Here is a 13,997-nt window from a genome sequence, read left to right on the forward strand (position 1 = left end):
CCGGCCAGGCCCCCGCTCCATGGCGGCGCCCCGCGACAGCGGCGCGCCCCGCAGGCCATGGCCAGCGTCAGGGGGTGCGTTCACCCATCAACAAGGATCTTCCCCTCCCGGGTGATGACCTCGCCGTCCACCGAGATCTCGGGATGCCGGATCACGCCCTCCAGCCGCAGCTTCGCGTGGCAGGTGCCGCCCAGCACGATGGTGTCGCCGACACCGATATGCGCGGTGGCGTACATCTTCTTGTCGGTCCGCATCCAGCCCGTCGGCGTGACGTTCCGATTCAGCCCGACCGAGATTTCGGCGGGGCAGTTGTAGCTCGGCGGGTCGTTCGCCTTCTGCAGGATGCTGCGCCAGATCTCCGCCTGTGGCCCGCCCTCGATCCGCGTGACCATTCCCTGCTCGACCGTCAGGATCAGGTGATCCTTCAGCGCGCCAACGGAATGCGCCGTCACGTCGAAGACCACGCGGCCCTCGCCGGTCCCCTCCACCGGGCAGACATGCGCCTCGCCATCCGGGAAGGCGCAGCCGCCGCCCTTGCCCGGGTGCAGGGCGAGCGGAATGCCGGTGATGGAACGCCCCACGCGGCCCTTGATGCTCGCCGTCAGGTCGGTGCCGTTCGGGCAGGTGACGCGGATGGTGTCGGCAGCCGTGTAGAGGGCGGCGAGCTTCCGCCCCAGCTTGTCCATGGCCGGGTAGTCCGCCCAGGCCGGCCCGCCCTGCTTCAGCATGTCGACCGTCAGTTCCTCCATCAGGATGAACTTCTTGCCCGCTTCCACGAGGTCGTCCGTGATGCGCGCATGGGCCATCGCCGTGCTGGTGAGATAGCAGACCAGGTCGACCTCCGGGTCCAGGGCGGCCTTCACCACGGGCGTCGCCGGGTTGGCGGAGTGATGGGCCCGCGGCGTCATGATGGTGACGACCGGCTCCATGTCCATGCAGGTCGCGGCGGTGGCGAGGCCCTGCCACAGCAGCGGGTCCATGCCCGTGTCCGTGATCACGAGGATCTTGTCGCCCGCCTTCGCGTTCAGCCGGAGGCTGTTCTGAAAAGCACGCGCGATCTCCATCATCTTCTGTGACATGAGGAAGGGGTCCTGTCGCTGGTTCGATGCGGGGTTGGGCCGGCCCGTTCGGCGGCTCTGGCGGGAATGGCCTCCTCGGCCAGCAGCACCTCCCGGCGCCGCCTCCCGATTCTCAGCCGATGGCCGGCTCGGCCCTGCTGGGCGCGGGAACGGCCAGCCAGAAGGCCGCTTCCGGGATCGCTTCCAATCGATCGAGCATCGGGAAGAGGCGGCCGAAGCGCGCCTCGAACCCGTCGAAGCAGTCCGCCAGCTTGGCAGCCACCTGCTCCCGGGACGGGGGATCGAGCGGCGAGCCGGGGATGGCCGTGCGCTCGAAACGGCCGAGCACGCCGCCGGCTTCGTCCAACACCTCCAGCACGACATGTCCGAAGGTGATGTCGCCGCCACTGTCGAGCGCCGGATCCTCGCGCAGCTCCACGTGGTCGATCCTCTCCAGCACCGCCTCTCGCGGGGTGGCGCCGAAATGCGCGACGCCCGGTGGTCCGTCGCGCCAGGCGGCGGCGATGCAGTAGCGGCCGGAGAACTTCGCCTCCATCCCGCTGGTCGGATGGTCGTAGCGGAGCACCTCCAGGCTGCGGAACGGTGCGGTCACGCGTAGTCGCGCCGCGTCGGTCAGGGCGGAGCCGAGCGCCGCGCGCGCATCGAGCGTGACGCCGATCAGGCGGTGCGCTGCGTAGCAGCAGGGGTAGAGCTTCAGCGACATCAAGTCCGGCCGCGGCAGGAACGAGTCGGCGGATGGCATGATGGCCGCGTCCTCGGCGCCATACAGCTCCGCGAAGCCTCCAGGACCGAAGATGTCCGCGCTGCCGGTGACGCCCGCGGCGGCAAGGCGCGCGGCGCGCAGTCCAGCGGCGGCCGCGAAGCCGACCTGGGCGGGCTTGGCCATGGTGCCGAAGTTCAGCCGCAGCCCGCCGGACTGCGCCGCCGCCATGGCGAAGGCGCAGGCGAGGCGGCGTGCGTCCAGGCGCAACAGCCGGCCCGCGGCGGCCGTGGCGGCGAAGATGCCGATCGTGCTCGTGCCATGCCAGCCGCGGTGGTAGTGGCCCGCCCCCAGGCGCCGCGCGACGGCGAGTGCCGTGGCCAGGCCGGCGGCAAAGGCGGCGAGGGTCTCGTCCGGATCGTCCTGCCGGTCCAGGCGGAGGATCGCCGGCAGGATCACCACGCTCGCATGCGTCGCGCTCTCCAGGAACACGTCGTCGAAATCGAGGGCATGACCGGCGACGGCATCCGCCATGGCCGCGGCCTCCTCGCCGAGAAGGCGGTCCCCCGACCAGGCGCGCGTGCCGGAGAAGGCAGCATAGGCGTCGACCATCGTCCGTGCGGCAGGTTCGGCCGCGCCGGCGGCGGCGCAGGCCAGGGTGTCGGCGATGGCACGACCAAGCAGCGCACGCGTGCCAGGGGCGCCGCCGTCGCTTGCCATCACGGCTTCGCAGAGAACGGACATGAATGTCGCGGACATATCGTTCCTCTCGGCCCGGTCGCCCCGGAGCGACGGCGTCTTTTTGCTCGACAGAGGCCTTATCAGCCGCCAGTATGCCGGTCAACAGAAACATATTCCGAATATCGGAATGCAGAGGGGAAGAGGACGCCATGCGTCGCAGAACACTGGCAGCTCTGGCACTGGCGCCATTCGCCCCACGCCCCGCCCTGGCCCAGGCCTATCCGACGCGGCCCGTGCAGATCGTCGTGCCCTTCCCGCCCGGCGGCGGCACGGACGTGCTGCTGCGGTTGCTGACGCCGCGGCTGGAGCGGGCGCTGGGCCAGCCCTTCATCATCGATAACCGCGCCGGGGCGTCGGGAAGCATCGGCACCGACCGCGTCGCGAAAGCACCGCCGGATGGCTACACGCTGCTGGCGCAGGCCACGATCATCAGCGTCTACCCACGCACGATCTCCGACGTGCGCTACGATCCGCTCAAGGACCTCGCCCCGATCGGCATGATGGCGGAGACGCCGAACGTCTTCGTCGTCAGCCCCTCCTTCGCCGTCACGACGCTGCCGGAGCTGATGGCGGCCTCGAAGCGCAGGCCGCTGACCTTCGCCACGGCGGGCGTGGGAACGCCGCAGCACCTCGGCACCATGGCGATCGCCAAGTCCCTCGGCGCGCAGGTGGAGCACATCCCCTATCGCGGCACCGCGCCGGCCGTCACGGATCTGATCGGCCGCCAGGTCGACTTCGCGGTCTTCAGCCTCAGCTCCGTGCTGCCCCTGATCCGCGAGGGCAGGCTCAAGGCCCTCGCCGTGCACGCGCGCAAGCGGGACGAGCTGGCGCCGGAGATTCCCTCCTCGCTGGAGCAGGGCGTGGACGACGCCGGGTCCGGGTTGCGCTTCCTCCTCTTCGCCCCTGCCGCCACCCCGGCTCCCATCGTCACCACCCTCAATACGGCGCTGAACACGATCCTGCGGGATCCAGAGATCGTGCGTGGGTTCCGGGAGCGCGGCTATACCGTCCTCACCTCGACCCCGGCCGAGGCGCAGCGTGAGATGGAACGGGAACTGCGCCTCTGGACCCCTGTCCTGGACGAGCTCGACCTGGCACCCGCCCAGTGAGAGCGTGACGGCGCCAATGAAGGGGCATCCCGCGGTCATGGCCGGCGGCGGGGTGGCCACCCACCTCCCGCCCGGCGTCGGACGCCCCGCCGAAGCGGCGCGCAGCCTTGGCCGGCAGGGGAAGGCCCGGCCGGCCAAGCGCCGGACATCCGGGGTCTTCACCCGGCGGACCAGCAGCGCCTCGTCGGAGAAGCGCCAGGCGAACTGAAGGTCCAGCAGCTCCGCCAAACGGCCGTTTATTCCGTTGAACGGAATTAAAGTCTGCGCTATCCTGCGCCCTCCATGGCGGCGGGGAATCGATGAGCGCAGCGAGCGGGGCGGATGCGAAGACCGCCGGCACGGTCCAGCGGGTGGTGCACCTCCTGCGCTTCCTGGCCGAAGCCGGACAGGAGGTGACGATCAAGCAGACCGCCGACGCGCTCGGCCTGCCCATGAGCACGGTGCACCGCCTGCTGCATCTCCTCGGCAGCGAGGGCATGGTGCACCACGATCCTGCATCCCGTCGCTACCAGGTCGGCGTGGAGATGGCGCGGATCAGCTGGCTCATCGCGTCGAGCCGCACGCTGAAGGATGTGGCACGGCCCTTCATGCAGGCCATCGTCGACCGCTGCAACGAGGCCTGCCTCTTCGTCGTTCATCTGCCCGCGACGCATCAGGTCAGCCTGCTGGAAGGCATCAACTCCTCCCACCCCCTGCGCTACGAGATGCAGCTCTACACCGCGCACAGCCTTCTCTGGGGCGCGACCGGACGCTCCATCCTCGCCTTTCTGCCGAAGGAGGAGCAGGCGGCGGCGCTGGCCCGCGGCGAACCCTCGCCGGGCACCGGCCGCCCGGCGCCGACCCTGGAGGACTTGCGCAAGGAGCTCCGCCCCTTCCTGGAGCGCGGCTATGTCACGTCGCGCGGGGAGAAGGTGGTCGGCGCCTTCGGCATGGGCGCACCCGTCTTCCGCGCCGACGGGCGGGTCATCGCCAGTCTCTGCCTCACCATCCCGCAGATGCGCGCCGAGGCGGTGGACGAGGCGCGACTCGCGAGCCTGCTCCGGCGGCAGGCCGACGCGCTGAGCCGCACACTGGGATTCCGCGGCACCTATCCGGGTGGCGCGATCTGAGGGGGCAACCTCAATCCCTCCGCCTGGCGAAGCAGGTCGCGTCCCCCGGCACTAGGGGCGATGCCGCTTGCCCTTCCAAGCCCATGCTGGCCGCCGGCCCCCGCCACGGACGCCGCGACATGTGCGGCCGTGTGAGACGGACGGCGGGATGCCTTGATCCGTGCCGGCGTGGTGCCCGTTCCCCGGGGGGCAAGGCGCTGCCTCGCCCCCGTACCCCCACTCCGCCAGGACCCTGCGGGCCCTGGACCCGATCAGCGCTGCCGCGGGACAGTCTGCGACGGGGTCGATGCGCCGAGGAGCCATGCTCCTCGGCGGGTACGGCCTCAGCCCTCGCTGACGCCTTCTGAGCTTCTTCGGAGTCCCGCTTGTCCGCGCTCCGTCAGAGTTCAGCCCGCAGGCTGACGGCTGCCGCACAGCACCAAACTCCCAGCGGGGACCGGGGCCCGCTTGTGGCCCCGGCAGGGGAGGGTCTGGGAGGGGACAGCGTCCCCTCCCGGTCCACCGCCGGAACACCACAGATCAGGCCATCCCGCCAGCATGACATACGACGCGGCGCCGCGAACCTGCGGCCCGCCCGGGTCACTGGCTGGCATCCGCCCTGGCAGGAGGTGGGTGCCTGGGGAGGGGCCGCGCCGGATCAGCCTGCCGTGTCCGCCCGGCGCAGCACGAAGAGGGCCTGCTCGCCGAACAGGTTCGCCAGACGGACCCAGCTCCGCCAGGGCGCGCGCAGCCCGTGCTCGTCCACCGCCAGCCACTGCTCCACCACGTAGCCGTCCTTCTCGCACAGGGCGAAGAAGTCCAGGATGGTACAGGGGTGGATGTTGGGCGTCTCGTACCAGGGGCGGTTCCAGGTGTCCGTGTCCGGCATCCGGCCGGTGACCAGCAAGCGCCAGCGCATCTGCCAATGGCCGAAATTCGGGAAGGACACCACCGCGCGGGTGCCGATGCGCAGCATCTGCCGCAGCACCTCGCGCGGCTTCTCCACCGCCTGGAAGGTGCGGGACAGCACCACGTAGTCGAAGGCCTGGTCCGGGTAGAAGGCCAGGTCGGTGTCGGCGTCGCCATGGATCACCGCCAGCCCGTTGCCCACGGCCCGGGCGACCTCGGCCATGTCGATCTCGATGCCCCGCGCATCCGCGCCCTTCTCGCGCGTCAGGTGGTCGAGCAGCGCGCCGTCGCCGCAGCCGATGTCGAGCACGCGGGCGCCCTGCGGGATCATCTCGGCGATCAGCCGCAGGTCCAGCCGCATGTTCTTCGCGACATAGCGCACCGGCTGCGCGGTATCGGGCACGGCGTCCTCCTCCCCTGCCCCGCGGCGGCGAAAGAGGTTCGCCGCGGGGCGCTCACGCCCGAAGGCGTGAAGCTGCTTTCCGAACCGCGGGCTCAGCGGGCGGGCAGGAAGCCCACCAACTCCTCCGCCCGGGTGACGATCGGGTTGGCGATGGCCGCCGCCTTCCCCGCGCCGCGGCGCAGTGCGGCATCCACCGCCGCCGGGTCGTCGAGGAGGCGCTTCATCTCCGCCTGGATGGGCGAGAGCTTCGCCACCAGCGCCTCGGCCAGCACCTCCTTGAAGGCGCCGAAGCCCTTGCCGCCATGCTCGGCCAGCACGGCATCGGCCGTGCTGTCGGTGATGGCGGCCAGGATGCCGACCAGGTTGCGCGCCTCCTGCCGGGCCTCCAGGCCGCGGGTCTCGGAGGGCAACGGCTCCGGGTCGGTCTTGGCGCGGCGGATCTTGAGCGCGACCGTGTCCGCGTCGTCCGTCAGGTTGATGCGCGACTGGTCCGAGGGGTCGGACTTGCTCATCTTCTTGCTGCCGTCACGCAGGCTCATCACCCGGGCGGCGACGCCCTGGATGCGGGCCTCGATGCGCGGGAAGAAGTCCTCGCCAGTGTCGTGGTTGAACTTCTCGGCGATGTCGTTGGCCAGCTCGATGTGCTGCTTCTGGTCGTCGCCCACCGGGACCTCGGTGGCGTGATAGGCCAGGATGTCGGCGGCCATGAGGTTCGGATAGACGTAGAGGCCGGAGGAGGCGCTCTCCCGGTCCTTGCCCGCCTTGTCCTTGAACTGGGTCATGCGGTTCAGCCAGCCGATGCGGGCCACGCAGTTGAAGATCCAGGCCAGCCGGGCATGGGCATGGACGTGGCTCTGCACGAAGAGGATGCAGCGCTCCGGGTCGAGGCCGCAGGCGATCAGCGCCGCCGCCATCTCCCGCGTCTGCTTCGCCAGTTCCTTCGGGTCCTGCGGCTGGGTGATGGCGTGCAGGTCCACCACGCAGAAGAGCGAGGAATCCCCGTTCTGCATCGGCACCCAGTTGCGGATGGCGCCGAGGTAGTTGCCGAGGGTGGGGATGCCGGAGGGCTGGATGCCCGAGAAGACGCGCTGCATCGGGGGTGGAGACCGGAGCTGTTGTGGAAGGGGTCCGGGTCATCCCGCGCCCCCCGCGCCCCGTCAACCCCGCCGCCCAGATGTCGTGTGGCGTCCGGAACCACGCGGCCTTCCCCGCGTTCCGTCCGGGCAAGGCCCGGCGTTTCCCGCCGGGCGGCCAGAGGATGGGAGAGGCAGCATGGATTCCGATCGCGTGACCGGCGCGGTGCGCCAGGGCTACGGCAAGCTCGAGGAGAAGGTCGGCGAGATGACCGGCAACCGGGACACCCAGGCCCGCGGTCAGATGCGGCAGTTCGAGGGCCAGGCCCAGAACGCCATGGGCCAGCTGGAGGACTGCATCCGCGACCAGCCGCTGAAGTCGGCCCTGATCGCCCTGGGCATCGGCTGGGTGCTGGGGCGCCTGCGGATCATCTGACCGCGGCGCGCCGGAGCCCGGCACCGGGCGGCCCGGCCCGCGACGGAGCCCGGGACGGGGCATGGCGGCCGGCCATGCCCCGTTTCCGTGTCTCCCCGCCGCTCAGGAGTGCTCCTCGCGCATGTAGCCGTGCTTCTGCATGTCCGGCATCAGCAGCACGGCGATGGTGGCGATCACCATCATCCCCGTCACGTACCAGCCGAAGTGGCTCTCCACCCCCGCATTCTTGAAGCTGAGGGCCACGTACTCGGCCGTGCCGCCGAACAGGGCGTTGGCGATGGCATAGGACAGCCCCACGCCGAGGGCCCGGATCTCCGCCGGGAAGAGCTCCGGCTTCAGCACGCCGCTGATGGAGGTGTAGCAGCTCACGATGGCCAGCGCGACGAGCAGCAGCCCCAGCGCCGTCATCGGCGAGGCGGCGGTGCCCAGCGCGCCGAGCAGCGGGATCGTGGTGACGAGGCTGCCGGCGCAGAAGACCAGCAGCAGATTCTTCCGCCCCACCCGGTCCGACAGAGCGCCGAAAAGCGGCTGCATGGCCATATAGAGGAAAAGCGCCACCGCCATCAGCACGCTGACGGTCTTCACCGGCAACCCGGCGGTGTTGACCAGGTATTTCTGCATGTAGGTGGTGAAGGTGTAGAAGGCCAGGCTGCCGCCGGCCGTCAGACCCAGCACGGTCAGGAAGGCGCGCGGGTGGTCGAACAGGGCCCGGATCGTGCCCGCCTTGCGGTCCGCCCGGCTCTCCGCCGTCGAGGTCTCGTGCAGAGAGCGGCGCAGGTAGAGCGCCACCACCGCCGTCGCCGCGCCGATCACGAAGGGGATGCGCCAACCCCAGGCCCGCAACTGCTCCGTCGTCAGCAGCAGCTCCAGCACCACGACCACCAGCACGGCGAGGAGCTGGCCGCCGATCAGAGTCACGTACTGGAAGGAGGAGTAGAAGCCGCGGTTCTTCTGCGTCGCCACCTCGCTCATGTAGGTCGCGGCGGTGCCGTACTCGCCGCCCACCGACAGGCCCTGGGCCATGCGGGCGAGGAGGAGCAGCGCCGGCGCGGCGAGGCCGATGGTCTCGTAGGTCGGCAGCACCGCGATCAGCAGCGAGCCGCCGCACATCATCAGCACCGAGACCAGCATGGAGAAGCGGCGCCCCTTCCGGTCGCCCAACCGCCCGAAGAGCCAGCCACCGATCGGGCGCATCAGGAAGCCGATGGCGAAGACCGCCGCCGTGTTCAGCAGCTGGACGGTGGTGTTGCCGCTGGGGAAAAAGGCATGCGCGAAGTAGAGCGCGGTAAAGGCATAGGCGTAGAAGTCGTACCACTCGACCAGATTGCCGGAAGCCGCGCCGACGATGGCCCGGATGCGCTTGCGCATCTCATGGGCCTCGCCGACGACGATCGCGCCGCTGTCCATCGTCCGTATCCCGTCCAGACTGGGGGTGGGGCTGGTCCGGGCCCACGGCCGATTCCCCCGGCCGGGGACCCAGGCCAGCCTGGGTCCGGAAGCCGGCCCTGCCACGGGTCCGCCGTTCCACCCCCGCTCTACGCCCGCCCCCGCGGCTGTGCACCGGAGCATCCCGCCGGGCTGTCATCGGCATGACACATGACCGGGAATGGCAACCGCCATGAAAAAGGGGCGGAGGCCGAAGCCCCGCCCCCTCCCCGGCCCTGTCGGGCGCGGGTGTTACAAGGATGGCGCGATGCGCCGATCCGTATCGGCGTGGTGCCCGTGGCCCGGGGGCAAGGCGCTGCCTCGCCCCCGTACCCCCACTCCGCCAGGACCCTGCGGGCCCTGGACCCATTTGGCGCTGCCGCGGGACAGCCTGACACGGGGTCACAGCGCCGAGGAGCTTGGCTCCTCGGCGGGTACGGCCGCCGCGCTCGCTGACGCCTTCTGAAGCTTTTTCGGAGTCCCGCCTGTCCGCGCTCCGTCAGGGTTCAGACCGCAGGCTGACGGCGGCCACGAAGCACCAGACTCCCAGCGGGGTCCGGGGCCCGCTTGTGGCCCCGGCAGGGGAGGGTTTGGGAGGGGACAGCGTCCCCTCCCGGTCCACCGCCGGAACACGACAGCACGACAGGTCAGGTCATCCCGCCGTTGGTATTACAGGCCGAGCATCAGGCGGCGCGGGTCTTCGATGCCTTCCTTGACGCGCACGAGGAAGGACACCGCCTCCTTCCCGTCCACGATCCGGTGGTCATAGGAGAGGGCGAGGTACATCATCGGCCGCACCTCGATCTTGCCGCCCACCACCATCGGGCGCTCCTGGATCTTGTGCATGCCCAGGATGCCCGACTGCGGCGGGTTCAGGATCGGCGTGCTCATCAGCGAGCCGTAGATGCCGCCATTGGTGATGGTGAAGGAGCCGCCCGACAGCTCCTCCAGCTTGAGCTGCCCGTCGCGGGCGCGCTTGCCGAAGCCGGCGATGGCCTTCTCGATCTCGGCGAAGGACAGGTCCTGCGCGTTGCGCAGCACCGGCACGACCAGGCCGCTCGGGCCGCCGACGGCGATGCCCATGTTGACGAAGTGCTTGTAGACGATCTCGTCGCCATCGATCTCCGCGTTGACCGCCGGCCACTCCTGCAGCGCGGCGACGCAGGCCTTCACGAAGAAGGACATGAAGCCGAGCTTGGTGCCCTGCTTCTTCTCGAAGGCGTCCTTGTACTCGTTGCGCAGCGCCATCACGGCCGTCATGTCCACCTCGTTGAAGGTGGTCAGCATGGCGGCAGTGTTCTGCGCCTCCTTCAGCCGGCTGGCGATGGTCTTGCGCAGGCGGGTCATCTTCACCCGCTCCTCGCCCGCCTCCGGCGCGCGCGGGGCCTTGGGGGCCGCCTTCGCCGGCTCGGGGGCCGGGCGGTTCAGATAGGCGAGCACGTCGCTCTTGGCGATGCGGCCGTCCTTGGCGCTGCCCTGGCCGATCTGGCTGGCGGCGAGGCCGCCCTCCGCCATCAGCTTGGCCGCGGCCGGCAGGGGCGCGTGCTCCTGCTTCTGCGGCGTCTCGGCGCCGCCGGGGCGGCTCACCGGGCCGCTGGCCGGGCGGGCGGGCTCGACCTTCGGCGCGGCCGGGGTCTCGGCGGCGGGGGCGGAGGCCGGCTTCGGCGCCGCGGCCGCGGCGGTGCCGCCGGCCGCGATGCTGCCGAGCAGCGCGCCGACCTCGACCTCGGCGCCCTCATCGGCCGCGATCGCCTCCAGCACGCCGGCGGTCGGGGCGTTCACCTCGACCGTGACCTTGTCCGTCTCCAGCTCCACCAACGGCTCGTCGGCCTTCACCGCCTCGCCGGCCTTCTTCAGCCAGCGGGCCACGGTGGCGGTGCTGACGCTCTCGCCCAGGGTGGGCACCAGGATGTCGCTCATCGGTCTCTTTCCGTCCCGTCAGGAGAGGCCGAGCGCCTGGTTGACCAGGGCCTGCTGCTGTTGGGCATGGGCCTTGGCCGAACCGGTCGCCGGGCTCGCGGCCGCAACTCGGCCTGCGTATTCCGGCCGCTTGGCCTTGATGTCCAGCCCCTTGAGCACCTTCTCGATCCGCCGGTCGACGAAATTCCAGGCGCCCATGTTCTCGGGCTCCTCCTGGCACCAGATCACCTCGGCGTTGCGGTACGGTGCCAGGACCTGCGGCAGCGTCTTCTCCGGGAAGGGGTAGAGCTGCTCGACGCGGACGATCGCCACGTCCTCCAGCTTCGCCTCCCGCCGGGCCTGGAGCAGGTCGTAGTAGACCTTGCCGGTGCACAGCACGACGCGCTTCACCTTCTCCTCCGGCCCGATCGCGTCGATCTCCGGGATCACCAGCTTGAAGGCCGAGCCGGGGCCGAAATCGGCCAGGCTGGACACCGCCAGCTTGTGGCGCAGCAGCGACTTGGGCGTCATCTGCACCAGCGGCTTGCGGTAGTTCGCCTTCATCTGCCGGCGCAGGGCGTGGAAGTAGTTGGCCGGGGTGGTGATGTTGACCACCCGCATGTTCCGCTCGGCGCAAAGCTGGAGGTAGCGCTCCAGCCGGGCCGAGGAGTGCTCCGGCCCCTGCCCCTCATAGCCATGCGGCAGCAGCATCACGAGGCCGGACATGCGCAGCCACTTGGTCTCGGCCGAGGCGACGAACTGGTCGATCACCACCTGGGCGCCGTTGGCGAAGTCGCCGAACTGCGCCTCCCACAGCACCAGGGTCTGCGGGTCCGCCAGCGTGTAGCCGTAGTCGTAGCCGAGCACGCCCATCTCGCTCAGCAGCGAGTTGAACGCCTCCATCCGCGCCTGGCCCTCGCGGATGTTGTTCAGCGGCATGTACTCCGCCTGGTCCTTCTGGTCGATCAGGACGCAGTGGCGCTGGGAGAAGGTGCCGCGCTGCACGTCCTCGCCCGACAGGCGCACCCGGTGCCCCTCCAGCAGCAGCGTGCCGAAGGCCAGCGCCTCGCCGGTCGCCCAGTCGATGCCCTCGCCCGTCTCGATGGCCTGCTTCTTGGCCTCGAGCTGGCGGAGGATCTTGGGGTTGGCGTTGAAGGTCTGCGGCACCCGCGACAGCGCGCCGCCCACCTCGCGCAGCGTGTCGAGCCCGACCGCGGTGGCGTGGTCCTCGTCCCCGTCCTCGGAACCCGCGGCCTTCAGCCCGGCCCAGTGCCCCTCCAGCCAGTCGGCCTTGTTCGGCTTGAAGCTCTGGCTGGCCTGGAAGGCCTCCTCCAGCGTGGCGTCGAAGCGCTCCTGGATGGCCCTGGTCTCGTCCTCGGTCAGCGTGCCCTCGGCCACCAGCCGCGCCGCGTACTTGGTGCGGGTGGTCGGCGTCTCCTTGATGCGGGCGTACATCAGCGGCTGGGTGAAGGCCGGCTCGTCCGACTCGTTGTGGCCGTGGCGGCGGTAGCAGACGATGTCGAGCACGATGTCCGCGCCGAACAGCATGCGGTACTCGGCCGCCATGCAGGCGCAGAAGACCACCGCCTCCGGGTCGTCGCCGTTCACGTGCAGGATCGGCGCCTGGATGCTCTTGGCCACGTCCGTGCAGTACAGGCCGGAATAGGCATGCGCCGGGGTGGTGGTGAAGCCGATCTGGTTGTTGACGATGATGTGGACGGTGCCGCCGGTGCGGTAGCCGATGAGCTGGCTCATCGCCAGGGTCTCGTACACCACGCCCTGGCCGGCGAAGGCCGCGTCGCCGTGCATCAGAATGCCCATGACGCTGCGCCGGGTCTTGGTGTCGCCCGCCATGTCCTGGCGCGCGCGCACCTTGCCCACCACCACCGGGTCGATGACCTCCAGGTGGGAGGGGTTGGGCTGCAGCGACAGGTGGACCTGCCGGCCCGCGACCTCCACGTCGGTCGAGGTGCCCAGGTGGTACTTCACGTCGCCCGAGCCCTGCACGTCGTCGGGGTGCGAGGGCGCGCCCTTGAACTCCGAGAAGACCTGCACGAAGGGCTTGCGGACGACGTTGACCAGGGTGTTCAGGCGGCCGCGGTGCGGCATGCCGATCACCACCTCGTCCACGCCCCCCTCGGCGGCGGTGTGGATCACCTGGCGGATGGCCGGGATGGCGGACTCACCGCCCTCCAGCCCGAAGCGCTTGGTGCCGACGTACTTGCGGGCGCAGAAGGCCTCGAAGCCCTCCGCCTCGGTCAGCTGCTCCAGGATGCGGGTCTTATCCGCCTTGCCGAAGGCGCCGAGCCAGGGCGCGCCCTCGATCCGCTGCTGGATCCAGGCCTTCTGGTCGGGGTCCTGGATGTGCATGAACTCGACGCCGATCGAGCCGCAGTAGGAGGCGCGGCAGACCGCCACGATCTCGCGCAGGGTGGCCGTCTCGCGGCCCAGCACCTGGTTGATGAAGATCGGGCGGTCCCAGTCGGCGTCGGTGAAGCCGTAGGTCTTCGGGTCCAGCTCCGGGTGCGGCTTGATCTTCTGCAGGCCCAGCGGGTCCAGGCTGGCCTCCAGGTGGCCGCGCACGCGGTAGACGCGGATCAGCATCAGGGCGCGGATGCTGTCCAGCACCTGCTGCCGCGCCACCGCCGGGTCGGCGGGCGCCGCGGCGGGGGCGGCCTTCGCCTCGCCCTTGCCGCCCTTGGCGGGGGCCGGCGCCGGCTCCTCGGGGGCGAAGCCGCCGCGCGGGCGGGGGGCCCAGGAGGCGCCGGAGGCGTCGTGCAGGATGGCCACCGCGTCGTCGTTCAGCGCGGCGAAAAGCTCCTGGAAGGAGGCATCGACGCTCGTCGGGTTCTCCACCCAGCGCGCATAGAGATCCGCGAGGAAGGCCGCGTTGCCCCCCGTCATCGCGGTCGCGAGGATGTCCACACCCGGCATCGCTGTCCTCCTGCATTCCCGGCCTGACCCCGGACGGGCGGACGGCTCAGAAAACCAAAGACGCCCGCTTCATGGGGCGACGCCGGTTAACATAGGACGGATGGCACCACCATGGCACCGCGCTTCACATGGCGCCGAAGCACGGCAGTCCCGCGCCAGGGGCGCCGCGCGCCCCGTCGGGGCCATGGGCGGGCGCCGGGC

Annotated in this window: 10 protein-coding genes; 3 read left to right on the forward strand and 7 right to left on the reverse strand. The window is 70.5% G+C overall.

Annotated features, from left to right (window positions below):
* Positions 1 to 80 precede the first annotated feature (80 nt).
* Positions 81 to 1,079 carry an aminopeptidase gene (locus tag LPC08_RS18745; RefSeq protein ID WP_230449752.1) on the reverse strand — a complete coding sequence of 333 codons (999 nt, stop codon included), beginning with the start codon at positions 1,077 to 1,079 and terminating at the stop codon, positions 81 to 83.
* Between the two features lie 112 nt (positions 1,080 to 1,191).
* On the reverse strand, positions 1,192 to 2,499 hold the full coding sequence (locus LPC08_RS18750) for an MmgE/PrpD family protein (RefSeq protein ID WP_230449753.1): 1,308 nt from the start codon (positions 2,497 to 2,499) through the stop codon (positions 1,192 to 1,194).
* Between the two features lie 170 nt (positions 2,500 to 2,669).
* On the opposite strand from LPC08_RS18750, the gene LPC08_RS18755 reads away from it, so the two are divergent.
* Positions 2,670 to 3,629, forward strand: a complete 960-nt coding sequence (locus LPC08_RS18755; RefSeq protein ID WP_230449754.1) for a Bug family tripartite tricarboxylate transporter substrate binding protein — start codon at positions 2,670 to 2,672, stop codon at positions 3,627 to 3,629.
* A 299-nt stretch (positions 3,630 to 3,928) separates the two neighbouring features.
* Positions 3,929 to 4,738, forward strand: coding sequence for an IclR family transcriptional regulator (locus LPC08_RS18760; RefSeq protein WP_230449755.1), 810 nt, complete (start codon positions 3,929 to 3,931; stop codon positions 4,736 to 4,738).
* Positions 4,739 to 5,375: 637 nt separating this feature from the next.
* Here the strand turns inward: LPC08_RS18760 and metW are convergent.
* Together metW and trpS are read right to left on the reverse strand one after the other, a co-directional pair.
* The gene (metW, locus tag LPC08_RS18765; protein WP_230453113.1) at positions 5,376 to 5,987 is read right to left on the reverse strand and encodes a methionine biosynthesis protein MetW; all 612 of its coding nucleotides are present in this window, start codon (positions 5,985 to 5,987) and stop codon (positions 5,376 to 5,378) included.
* 134 nt (positions 5,988 to 6,121) lie between these two features.
* Positions 6,122 to 7,123: a tryptophan--tRNA ligase gene (gene trpS, locus LPC08_RS18770; RefSeq protein ID WP_230449756.1), complete on the reverse strand. Its 1,002-nt coding sequence runs from the start codon at positions 7,121 to 7,123 to the stop codon at positions 6,122 to 6,124.
* 178 nt (positions 7,124 to 7,301) lie between these two features.
* On the opposite strand from trpS, the gene LPC08_RS18775 reads away from it, so the two are divergent.
* On the forward strand, positions 7,302 to 7,538 hold the full coding sequence (locus LPC08_RS18775) for a CsbD family protein (protein ID WP_230449757.1): 237 nt from the start codon (positions 7,302 to 7,304) through the stop codon (positions 7,536 to 7,538).
* Positions 7,539 to 7,640: 102 nt separating this feature from the next.
* Here the strand turns inward: LPC08_RS18775 and LPC08_RS18780 are convergent, their stop codons facing one another.
* From LPC08_RS18780 to LPC08_RS18790, 3 genes are all read right to left on the reverse strand, one after another.
* The gene (locus tag LPC08_RS18780) at positions 7,641 to 8,945 is read right to left on the reverse strand and encodes an MFS family transporter (protein WP_230449758.1); all 1,305 of its coding nucleotides are present in this window, start codon (positions 8,943 to 8,945) and stop codon (positions 7,641 to 7,643) included.
* 687 nt (positions 8,946 to 9,632) lie between these two features.
* Positions 9,633 to 10,883, reverse strand: coding sequence for a 2-oxoglutarate dehydrogenase complex dihydrolipoyllysine-residue succinyltransferase (odhB, locus tag LPC08_RS18785; protein ID WP_230449759.1), 1,251 nt, complete (start codon positions 10,881 to 10,883; stop codon positions 9,633 to 9,635).
* 18 nt (positions 10,884 to 10,901) lie between these two features.
* Positions 10,902 to 13,796 carry a 2-oxoglutarate dehydrogenase E1 component gene (locus LPC08_RS18790; RefSeq protein ID WP_230449760.1) on the reverse strand — a complete coding sequence of 965 codons (2,895 nt, stop codon included), beginning with the start codon at positions 13,794 to 13,796 and terminating at the stop codon, positions 10,902 to 10,904.
* Positions 13,797 to 13,997: the final 201 nt, after the last annotated feature.

It is taken from the genome of Roseomonas sp. OT10 (assembly GCF_020991085.1).
Lineage (GTDB): Bacteria > Pseudomonadota > Alphaproteobacteria > Acetobacterales > Acetobacteraceae > Roseomonas > Roseomonas cutis.

Excerpts from the sequence above, each read along its gene's own strand:
- LPC08_RS18745 (WP_230449752.1), bottom strand. The coding sequence starts at position 1,079 with ATGTCACAGAAGATGATGGAGATCGCGCGTGCTTTTCAGAACAGCCTC.
- LPC08_RS18750 (WP_230449753.1), bottom strand. The coding sequence starts at position 2,499 with ATGGCAAGCGACGGCGGCGCCCCTGGCACGCGTGCGCTGCTTGGTCGT.
- LPC08_RS18755 (WP_230449754.1), top strand. The coding sequence starts at position 2,670 with ATGCGTCGCAGAACACTGGCAGCTCTGGCACTGGCGCCATTCGCCCCA.
- LPC08_RS18760 (WP_230449755.1), top strand. The coding sequence starts at position 3,929 with ATGAGCGCAGCGAGCGGGGCGGATGCGAAGACCGCCGGCACGGTCCAG.
- metW (WP_230453113.1), bottom strand. The coding sequence starts at position 5,987 with ATGCGGCTGGACCTGCGGCTGATCGCCGAGATGATCCCGCAGGGCGCC.
- trpS (WP_230449756.1), bottom strand. The coding sequence starts at position 7,123 with ATGCAGCGCGTCTTCTCGGGCATCCAGCCCTCCGGCATCCCCACCCTC.
- LPC08_RS18775 (WP_230449757.1), top strand. The coding sequence starts at position 7,302 with ATGGATTCCGATCGCGTGACCGGCGCGGTGCGCCAGGGCTACGGCAAG.
- LPC08_RS18780 (WP_230449758.1), bottom strand. The coding sequence starts at position 8,945 with ATGGACAGCGGCGCGATCGTCGTCGGCGAGGCCCATGAGATGCGCAAG.
- odhB (WP_230449759.1), bottom strand. The coding sequence starts at position 10,883 with ATGAGCGACATCCTGGTGCCCACCCTGGGCGAGAGCGTCAGCACCGCC.
- LPC08_RS18790 (WP_230449760.1), bottom strand. The coding sequence starts at position 13,796 with ATGCCGGGTGTGGACATCCTCGCGACCGCGATGACGGGGGGCAACGCG.